The 9,756-nt window shown below is 58.5% G+C and carries 4 protein-coding genes, 2 tRNA genes and 3 rRNA genes; 1 reads left to right on the plus strand and 8 read right to left on the minus strand.

What is annotated here, in order from left to right; genetic code table 11:
* The first annotated feature begins 20 nt into the window (after positions 1-20).
* Complete coding sequence (locus ACP26O_RS20955; protein WP_175666714.1) at positions 21-764, plus strand: 2OG-Fe(II) oxygenase; 744 nt, start codon at positions 21-23, stop codon at positions 762-764.
* A gap of 578 nt (positions 765-1,342) precedes the next feature.
* Here ACP26O_RS20955 and ACP26O_RS20960 read toward each other — a convergent pair.
* The 8 genes from ACP26O_RS20960 to ACP26O_RS20995 all read right to left on the minus strand — a co-directional run bounded on the left by ACP26O_RS20960 (position 1,343) and on the right by ACP26O_RS20995 (position 9,753).
* A complete protein-coding gene (locus ACP26O_RS20960) occupies positions 1,343-2,767 on the minus strand; it encodes a DHA2 family efflux MFS transporter permease subunit (RefSeq protein ID WP_175666715.1) in 1,425 nt (474 codons plus the stop codon).
* A 218-nt stretch (positions 2,768-2,985) separates the two neighbouring features.
* Entirely contained in the window at positions 2,986-3,261 is a 276-nt protein-coding gene (locus ACP26O_RS20965; protein ID WP_175666716.1) for a hypothetical protein, read from the minus strand.
* Positions 3,262-3,483: 222 nt separating this feature from the next.
* A 5S ribosomal RNA gene (gene rrf / locus ACP26O_RS20970) occupies positions 3,484-3,596 on the minus strand.
* A gap of 130 nt (positions 3,597-3,726) precedes the next feature.
* A 23S ribosomal RNA gene (locus ACP26O_RS20975) occupies positions 3,727-6,608 on the minus strand.
* A gap of 292 nt (positions 6,609-6,900) precedes the next feature.
* Positions 6,901-6,976: transfer RNA gene (locus ACP26O_RS20980), tRNA-Ala, on the minus strand.
* 39 nt (positions 6,977-7,015) lie between these two features.
* Positions 7,016-7,092 (minus strand) — tRNA-Ile (locus ACP26O_RS20985).
* A gap of 62 nt (positions 7,093-7,154) precedes the next feature.
* Positions 7,155-8,687 (minus strand): 16S ribosomal RNA (locus ACP26O_RS20990).
* Together the 16S, 23S and 5S rRNA genes with 2 tRNA genes alongside form the textbook arrangement of a ribosomal RNA operon.
* Positions 8,688-9,201: 514 nt before the next feature.
* Positions 9,202-9,753 carry a phosphonate degradation HD-domain oxygenase gene (locus ACP26O_RS20995; protein WP_175666483.1) on the minus strand — a complete coding sequence of 184 codons (552 nt, stop codon included), beginning with the start codon at positions 9,751-9,753 and terminating at the stop codon, positions 9,202-9,204.
* Positions 9,754-9,756 lie beyond the last annotated feature (3 nt).

Below are 9,756 nucleotides of genomic sequence, written 5' to 3' on the forward strand. Positions count from 1 at the left end.
CTGACTAACGAGGTACACCCGTGAACATCGCCGATCTGCAACCTGCCATCGAATCTGCCGACCTCGCGCAACGCGTGAGCGCAGTCGACTGGACCGCCGTCGGTACCGAACTCGATCGCTATGGGTGCGCTCGCGTACCGGGCCTTCTCCGCGCCGACGAATGCACGGCGCTGGCGTCGCTCTATCCGCGCGATGCGCTTTACCGTTCGCGCGTCGTCATGGCGCGGCATGGCTTCGGCCGCGGCGAATATCGGTATTTCGCTTATCCGCTGCCGGCGGTCGTCGACACGTTGCGAACCGCGATCTACCCGCATCTCGCGCCGATCGCGAATCGCTGGAACCAGGCGCTCGGGATCGACGTCCGCTACCCGGCCGACCACGCGTCATTCCTCGAGCGCTGCCATGCGGCCGGACAGCCCCGACCGACACCGCTGATCCTGCAGTACGGTCCGGACGACTACAACTGCCTCCATCAGGATCTGTATGGCGAGCATGTCTTTCCGCTGCAGGTCGCGATTCTCCTGTCGGCGCCGGGCCGGGATTTCACGGGTGGCGAGTTCGTGCTGACGGAACAGCGGCCGCGGATGCAGTCGCGTGCGGAAGTGGTGCCGCTGACACAAGGCGACGCCGTGATCTTCGCCGTGCACGGCAGGCCCGTGCAGGGAACGCGCGGCGTCTATCGCGTCAACCTGCGTCACGGCGTGAGCCGTATCCGGACCGGGCACCGCCATACGGTCGGCATCATCTTTCATGATGCTCAGTAGCGGCAAGCGACGCGAGAACGGTGGCGTCGGGTGGAGGCGGGCGGCGGCGGTGGCGGTGGCGCGGGTGCGGGTGCGGGTGCGGGTGCGGGTGCGGGTGCGGGTGCGGGGTGCGGGGTGCGGGTGCGGGTGCGGGTGCGGGGTGCGGGGTGCGGGTGCGGGTGCGGGTGCGGGTGCGGGTGCGGGTGCGGGTGCGGGTGCGGGTGCGGGGTGCGGGGTGCGGGGTGCCAGGTGCCAGGTGCCAGGTGCCAGGTGCCAGGTGCCAGGTGCCAGGTGCCAGGTGCGGGGTGCCAGGTGCGGGGTGCCAGGTGCCGGATGCCGGGTGCCGGGTGGCGGCGGGAGGGCGGGTGGCGGGTGGCGGGTGGCGGGTGGCGGGTGGCGGGTGGCGGGTGGCGCATCAGGCCCGAGGTCGTGCGTGCGCGGCATGGCGGCTGAGCATCGCCGGCAACACGGCAGTGTGTTCATGAAAGGCATGCGCGAAGATTCGTCGCGCCCGTGACGCACCGAACCGTCAGGCGAGCTGAGCAACCGAGCGCGACCATATGCACCCGTCGCGATTCACGCCCGACCAGCCGTTCGATCTACCCTCGCGCGACACTCGCCCGAAGTCGGTCGCCCGCATCGGACGCGAGCCGCGCATAGCCCGGCAACGTCAGCAGCGCGAGCGCGCCCGCGGCAACGAATGCCCAGCGAAAATCGTCGAGCACGTAGTGAATCCCTGCCGCATCGCCGCGCATCAGCGCGGCGAGCCGCAATGCCAGCGCGCCGAATGCGATCCCCATCCCGATCGTCATCTGCTGCGCGGCGCTCCACAGCGTGCTCGCAGCGCTCGTCTGGTGCGACGGAACATCGGCATAGGCGAGCGTCGCCAACGTCGTGAACTGCATCGAGCGCGTCAGCCCGTAGACGAATACGACCAGCAGCGTGATCGCGAGCGGCGTCGATGCGGTCAGCCAGCCGCATGCGATCGTGAAGAAGCCGACGATCGTCACGTCGACGAGCGCAACGCGGCGGAACCCGAAACGATCGAGGATCCACGACGTGCCCGCCTTCATGCCCAGATTGCCGAGCGCGCTCGCGAGCAACAGCAAGCCGGACTGGAACGGCGACAGCCCGAAACCAATCTGGAACAGCAGTGGCAGCAGATAAGGCACCGCATTGATCGCAACCCGCGTAATCGATCCCGTGAGCACCGTGACCGAAAAGGTCGGCACCTTCAGCGTCGTGAAGTCGAGCAGCGGGTGCGCGCAACGCCGCGCGTGCAGCCACGCGGCGACGCCGAACAACACGCTGACCCCGACCAGCACCGCAGCACGCGTGAACTGCGCATCCTCCTGACCGGCCGTTTCCGTACCCAGCAGCAGACAGGTCAGCGCACCGCCTGCCAGCACGAACCCGACCCAATCGAGCGGCCGCTGTTCGTCCGCACGCGTATTCCGCACGATCAAGCACGTACAAACCAGCGCGGCGAGGCCAAGCGGCACGTTCAACAGGAAGATCCATCGCCAGGACGCATAGGTCGTGATGAAACCGCCGATCGGCGGCCCGACGACCGGCGCAACGATACCCGGCCACGTGATCGTCGCGATCGCGCGCATCAGCCGTGCTTTCTCGGTGCTGCGCACGACGATCATCCGCCCGACCGGCACCATCATCGCCCCGCCGACGCCCTGCAGCACGCGTGCGGCCGTAAACGTCACCACGCCGTTGGACAGCCCGCACAGAATCGATGCGCCGGTAAAAATCACGATCGCGCTGCCGAACACCGTGCGGGAACCGTATCGGTCCGCGATCCAGCCGCTGATCGGGATGAACACCGCAAGCGCGAGCATGTAGGCCGTCATCCCGAGACTCAGCGCATTCGGCCCGACGCCGAAGGATTGCGCCATCTGCGGCAGCGCGGTCGCGATCACGGTCGTGTCGAGATATTCCATGAAGAAGGTCGCGGCGACGAGATACGGCAAGAAGTCGGTCGTCCGACCACTCTGAGCAGAGCTGGAAGTCATGAACGATGCAGTTGCGGAAGGCGGAACACACCGGCAACCACGCGCGGAAGCCGGACGAGTGGCGATATTACCCTGAAGTGTCCGCACGCCGCGCTGCGGACACTTGGCGCTGAAACCACTTTATGCGCATAGATTCGACGTGGCTCGGCAGCCGAGCCATACATGCACTGACGTCAGTAAGCACGTATTTGAGCCGATATCGGAGAAGATCGGCGATGTTACTCGCCCAACAGGCCATCCTGGCGAATTCTGTAGTGCTCACCTCGACACGCATCGCTCCAGTCAGCTCGCCCTTGGTCGTCGGTTGTTCCTTGATGGACCACGGCGCCATCCGACACCCGGATCAGGGAAAACTTCATATTGGCGAACGGGCCCACATCGCCGTCTGCGTCCTGGAATTTTGCGTGAAATGGCGCATGGACGCAGTCAGCGTGAGATTGCGCAGCCCATCCCAGCAGGGCGAAGCAATACAAAAGCGGGACGAGCTTTTTCATTGGGATTGCCAGGGGATATTCGTCCGTGACGGTGAATCAAGGAAGTGTGATGTGGCCGATCTAGCTGCCCCACCGGCCCTACGGATGCGGCGTGCGTGAGGATCCTGCCCGGCCAGCTCACCTGCCCCGCCGGCGCCATGGGCCCCACCTCGCTGTCATCGCTTTTCCGCCGCTCAAATGCAAAAACCCCCGCCTTTCGGGCGGGGGTTTCTGGCTTAGGGAGCCTGACGATTACCTACTTTCACACGGGAATCCGCACTATCATCGGCGTAGAGTCGTTTCACGGTCCTGTTCGGGATGGGAAGGGGTGGGACCGACTCGCTATGGTCATCAGGCAAAGAGGGTTGTCACGTTGCTTCGCAACGCGACCAATCTGGGAAGAAGCAGTAATTTTGAGTTGTGTGTATCACACACGAGAATCCAACCGGTCCGACGCGCTCTGTCAGCGCGAAACAGACTTGTTATAGGATCAAGCCTTACGGGCAATTAGTATCAGTTAGCTGAACGCATTACTGCGCTTACACACCTGACCTATCAACGTCCTGGTCTCGAACGACCCTTCAAGGGGATCTAGTCCCCAGGGATATCTCATCTTAAGGCGAGTTTCCCGCTTAGATGCTTTCAGCGGTTATCTCTTCCGAACATAGCTACCCGGCGATGCCACTGGCGTGACAACCGGTACACCAGAGGTTCGTCCACTCCGGTCCTCTCGTACTAGGAGCAGCCCCCTTCAAATATCCAACGCCCACGGCAGATAGGGACCAAACTGTCTCACGACGTTTTAAACCCAGCTCACGTACCTCTTTAAATGGCGAACAGCCATACCCTTGGGACCGGCTACAGCCCCAGGATGAGATGAGCCGACATCGAGGTGCCAAACACCGCCGTCGATATGAACTCTTGGGCGGTATCAGCCTGTTATCCCCAGAGTACCTTTTATCCGTTGAGCGATGGCCCTTCCATACAGAACCACCGGATCACTATGACCTGCTTTCGCACCTGCTCGACTTGTCGGTCTCGCAGTTAAGCACGCTTATGCCATTGCACTATCAGCACGATTTCCGACCGTACCTAGCGTACCTTCGTACTCCTCCGTTACGCTTTGGGAGGAGACCGCCCCAGTCAAACTGCCTACCATGCACTGTCCCCGACCCGGATCACGGGCCAAGGTTAGAACCTCAAACAAACCAGGGTGGTATTTCAAGGACGGCTCCACCGAAACTAGCGTTCCGGTTTCATAGCCTCCCACCTATCCTACACAGATCGGTTCAAAGTCCAATGCAAAGCTACAGTAAAGGTTCATGGGGTCTTTCCGTCTAGCCGCGGGTAGATTGCATCATCACAAACACTTCAACTTCGCTGAGTCTCGGGAGGAGACAGTGTGGCCATCGTTACGCCATTCGTGCAGGTCGGAACTTACCCGACAAGGAATTTCGCTACCTTAGGACCGTTATAGTTACGGCCGCCGTTTACCGGGACTTCAATCAAGAGCTTGCACCCCATCATTTAATCTTCCGGCACCGGGCAGGCGTCACACCCTATACGTCCACTTTCGTGTTTGCAGAGTGCTGTGTTTTTATTAAACAGTCGCAGCCACCAGTTTATTGCAACCCCTTCACCCTCTGCGCGCAGGCGCATCAAGCTACAAGGGCGTACCTTATCCCGAAGTTACGGTACCAATTTGCCGAGTTCCTTCTCCCGAGTTCTCTCAAGCGCCTTAGAATACTCATCTCGCCCACCTGTGTCGGTTTGCGGTACGGTCATCGTTAGACTGAAGCTTAGAGGCTTTTCTTGGAACCACTTCCAATTGCTTCGCTCCCTAAGGAGCTCGCGCCACACCCTTGAATTACGCACCCGGATTTGCCTAAGTGCCTTCTCCAATGCAGCGACCGGGACTTCCAACACCCGGACAACCTTCCGCGATCCGTCCCCCCATCGCATCTAACAATGGTGCAGGAATATTGACCTGCTTCCCATCAGCTACGCATTTCTGCCTCGCCTTAGGGGCCGACTCACCCTACGCCGATGAACGTTGCGTAGGAAACCTTGGGCTTACGGCGAGGGGGCCTTTCACCCCCTTTATCGCTACTCATGTCAGCATTCGCACTTCCGATACCTCCAGCACGCTTTTCAACGCACCTTCGCAGGCTTACGGAACGCTCTCCTACCATGCGTGCATAGCACGCATCCGCAGCTTCGGTATATAGCTTAGCCCCGTTACATCTTCCGCGCAGGACGACTCGATCAGTGAGCTATTACGCTTTCTTTAAAGGGTGGCTGCTTCTAAGCCAACCTCCTGACTGTTTTAGCCTTCCCACTTCGTTTCCCACTTAGCTATATTTGGGGACCTTAGCTGGCGGTCTGGGTTGTTTCCCTCTTGACACCGGACGTTAGCACCCGATGTCTGTCTCCCGTGATTGCACTCTTCGGTATTCGGAGTTTGCTATGGCGGGGTAATCTGCAATAGACCCCCCAACCATGACAGTGCTCTACCCCCGAAGGTGAGACACGAGGCACTACCTAAATAGTTTTCGGAGAGAACCAGCTATTTCCAAGTTTGTTTAGCCTTTCACCCCTATCCACAGCTCATCCCCTAACTTTTCAACGTTAGTGGGTTCGGACCTCCAGTACGTGTTACCGCACCTTCATCCTGGCCATGGATAGATCACTTGGTTTCGGGTCTACGCCCAGCAACTGAACGCCCTATTCGGACTCGCTTTCGCTACGCCTGCCCTATACGGTTAAGCTTGCTACTGAACGTAAGTCGCTGACCCATTATACAAAAGGTACGCCGTCACCCCTTACGAGGCTCCGACTGTTTGTATGCATGCGGTTTCAGGATCTATTTCACTCCCCTCCCGGGGTTCTTTTCGCCTTTCCCTCACGGTACTGGTTCACTATCGGTCGATCACGAGTATTTAGCCTTGGAGGATGGTCCCCCCATCTTCAGACAGGATTTCACGTGTCCCGCCCTACTTGTCGTACACTTAGTTCTTTCATACTGTTTTCGCCTACGGGGCTATCACCCGCTATGGCCGCACTTTCCAGAGCGTTCGGCTAACAATACAAATAAAGAGTACAAGGCTCATCCCATTTCGCTCGCCACTACTTTGGGAATCTCGGTTGATTTCTTTTCCTGCGGTTACTTAGATGTTTCAGTTCACCGCGTTCGCTTCGCATGGCCTATGTATTCAGCCATGGATACTCCAAAAGGAGTGGGTTTCCCCATTCGGACATCTACGGATCAAAGCTCGTTTGCCAGCTCCCCGTAGCTTTTCGCAGGCTACCGCGTCCTTCATCGCCTGTGATCGCCAAGGCATCCACCACATGCACTTGTTCGCTTGACCCTATAACGAGTCTGTCTTGCGACAGTCGCTACAGGTTGAGTTCTCGCGTTGTGCCGTATTCCAATTGAGTCAAACATAGAGTTCGAATCATCTTGAGATACATCGATACAATCACAACCCGGATAGTTTCCACGTCCATCTCAAGACGCTTCCGCTATCCAAATTACTTACTTCTTCCAGATTGTTAAAGAACGACAGCCGATATGGTGTTACTCATATCACTCTGACTGGCTCAATCGCCAATGCAAAATTCTCGGTTCAGTGTCTGAACCAAGCCCTTAGCGTTGGTGATTGGTGGAGGCAGACGGGATCGAACCGACGACCCCCTGCTTGCAAAGCAGGTGCTCTCCCAGCTGAGCTATGCCCCCATGTACAGATGACCTCAGGATGTACCTACCGTCAGACAATGGTGGGTCTGGTTGGATTCGAACCAACGACCCCCGCCTTATCAAGACGGTGCTCTAACCGACTGAGCTACAGACCCCTGAGTCTGTCTTTAATTTACAGCCGATAAGCGTGAGCGCTCAACTTTGCGAGAAGCTCTGGAAAGGAGGTGATCCAGCCGCACCTTCCGATACGGCTACCTTGTTACGACTTCACCCCAGTCATGAATCCTACCGTGGTGACCGTCCTCCTTGCGGTTAGACTAGCCACTTCTGGTAAAACCCACTCCCATGGTGTGACGGGCGGTGTGTACAAGACCCGGGAACGTATTCACCGCGGCATGCTGATCCGCGATTACTAGCGATTCCAGCTTCATGCACTCGAGTTGCAGAGTGCAATCCGGACTACGATCGGTTTTCTGGGATTAGCTCCCCCTCGCGGGTTGGCAACCCTCTGTTCCGACCATTGTATGACGTGTGAAGCCCTACCCATAAGGGCCATGAGGACTTGACGTCATCCCCACCTTCCTCCGGTTTGTCACCGGCAGTCTCCTTAGAGTGCTCTTGCGTAGCAACTAAGGACAAGGGTTGCGCTCGTTGCGGGACTTAACCCAACATCTCACGACACGAGCTGACGACAGCCATGCAGCACCTGTGCGCCGGTTCTCTTTCGAGCACTCCCACCTCTCAGCAGGATTCCGACCATGTCAAGGGTAGGTAAGGTTTTTCGCGTTGCATCGAATTAATCCACATCATCCACCGCTTGTGCGGGTCCCCGTCAATTCCTTTGAGTTTTAATCTTGCGACCGTACTCCCCAGGCGGTCAACTTCACGCGTTAGCTACGTTACTAAGGAAATGAATCCCCAACAACTAGTTGACATCGTTTAGGGCGTGGACTACCAGGGTATCTAATCCTGTTTGCTCCCCACGCTTTCGTGCATGAGCGTCAGTATTGGCCCAGGGGGCTGCCTTCGCCATCGGTATTCCTCCACATCTCTACGCATTTCACTGCTACACGTGGAATTCTACCCCCCTCTGCCATACTCTAGCCTGCCAGTCACCAATGCAGTTCCCAGGTTGAGCCCGGGGATTTCACATCGGTCTTAGCAAACCGCCTGCGCACGCTTTACGCCCAGTAATTCCGATTAACGCTCGCACCCTACGTATTACCGCGGCTGCTGGCACGTAGTTAGCCGGTGCTTATTCTTCCGGTACCGTCATCCCCCGGCTATATTAGAACCAAGGATTTCTTTCCGGACAAAAGTGCTTTACAACCCGAAGGCCTTCTTCACACACGCGGCATTGCTGGATCAGGCTTTCGCCCATTGTCCAAAATTCCCCACTGCTGCCTCCCGTAGGAGTCTGGGCCGTGTCTCAGTCCCAGTGTGGCTGGTCGTCCTCTCAGACCAGCTACTGATCGTCGCCTTGGTAGGCCTTTACCCCACCAACTAGCTAATCAGCCATCGGCCAACCCTATAGCGCGAGGCCCGAAGGTCCCCCGCTTTCATCCGTAGATCGTATGCGGTATTAATCCGGCTTTCGCCGGGCTATCCCCCACTACAGGACATGTTCCGATGTATTACTCACCCGTTCGCCACTCGCCACCAGGTGCAAGCACCCGTGCTGCCGTTCGACTTGCATGTGTAAGGCATGCCGCCAGCGTTCAATCTGAGCCAGGATCAAACTCTTCAGTTTAAACCTGTTACTGTTTTCGGTTCGGTTAAGAACCGGTCGCTCACTCAAAGCTGACAGGAATATGAATCACTTCATAAACCTGACTTACTTTAGTGTGAGACTCTTGATACTTTCGCTATCTGATCCGAGGATCAGCTCGCTTCCATCAAGCGCCCACACTTATCGGCTGTTAATTTTTAAAGAGCATTTCTGCGAGAAACCTTCTGTTTCTCAGCAGCGCTGCGTTTTCAGCAGCAGAGAAGCGAGATTATGAACCGTCTTTCTTCGCTCGTCAACAACTTTTTGAACTGCTTCGTTGCGACGGCGAGGGGTTCAACTTCGTGTGCGCCGGGGTTCCTACAGCAACCCGCGTCAGCACCGCTTCCCTTCCCTCCCGCGCTGCGTTTCCGTTAGCGCGAAAGAGGCGTGATTGTAGGCACCCTCCTCGAACCGCGCAAGGGGTTTCTCGAAAAAAATATAAGGCCCCGCACGCTACCGCGCGCGGGGCCTTCCTTATATGGACGCACCCGGGCCGTCAGGCCACACGCACCTGGCGCGCCACTATCTCCATATAGTGATCGAGGTTGGGCGTCACCTTGCCCTCTTCCTTCGCCGTATCGTCCCAGCGGCGCAGACGTAGCGCATCCTCCGCGAACGGGTGTTGCAGGAATGCCGCCGTCTCCTCGTCACTGAAGACGCCGCCCTGCAGTGCGAGACTGCGCACCGAATCCGGCGACAGGCTCTCGAGGTAGCCGGCGTCCGTCCGGCACAGGCAACGCTTCGCGTCGACGTGCAGCCGGATCGGCTCCAGCACCGCATCGTTGAACAGCGGCCGCAGGAACGGCAGCACGTAATACTGATGAAGATCGTCGATTCCGCGTGCGCTCGGCGTCTCGCCCTGGCGATTCAGCAAATGACCGAGGTCGTGCAGGAATGCCGCCGCGACCAGCGCGTCGTCGGCACCCGCCTCCTCCGCCAGCAAGCCGCTTTGCAACGCATGCTCGAGCTGCGTGACCGGTTCGCCGCTATAGGCGACATGGCCATGCTCGCGATACAGCCCGTGGATCTCTTCCACCGTCAGTGCCATCCG

This window comes from Burkholderia sp. R-40 (assembly GCF_049942845.1).
Classification (GTDB): domain Bacteria; phylum Pseudomonadota; class Gammaproteobacteria; order Burkholderiales; family Burkholderiaceae; genus Burkholderia; species Burkholderia ambifaria.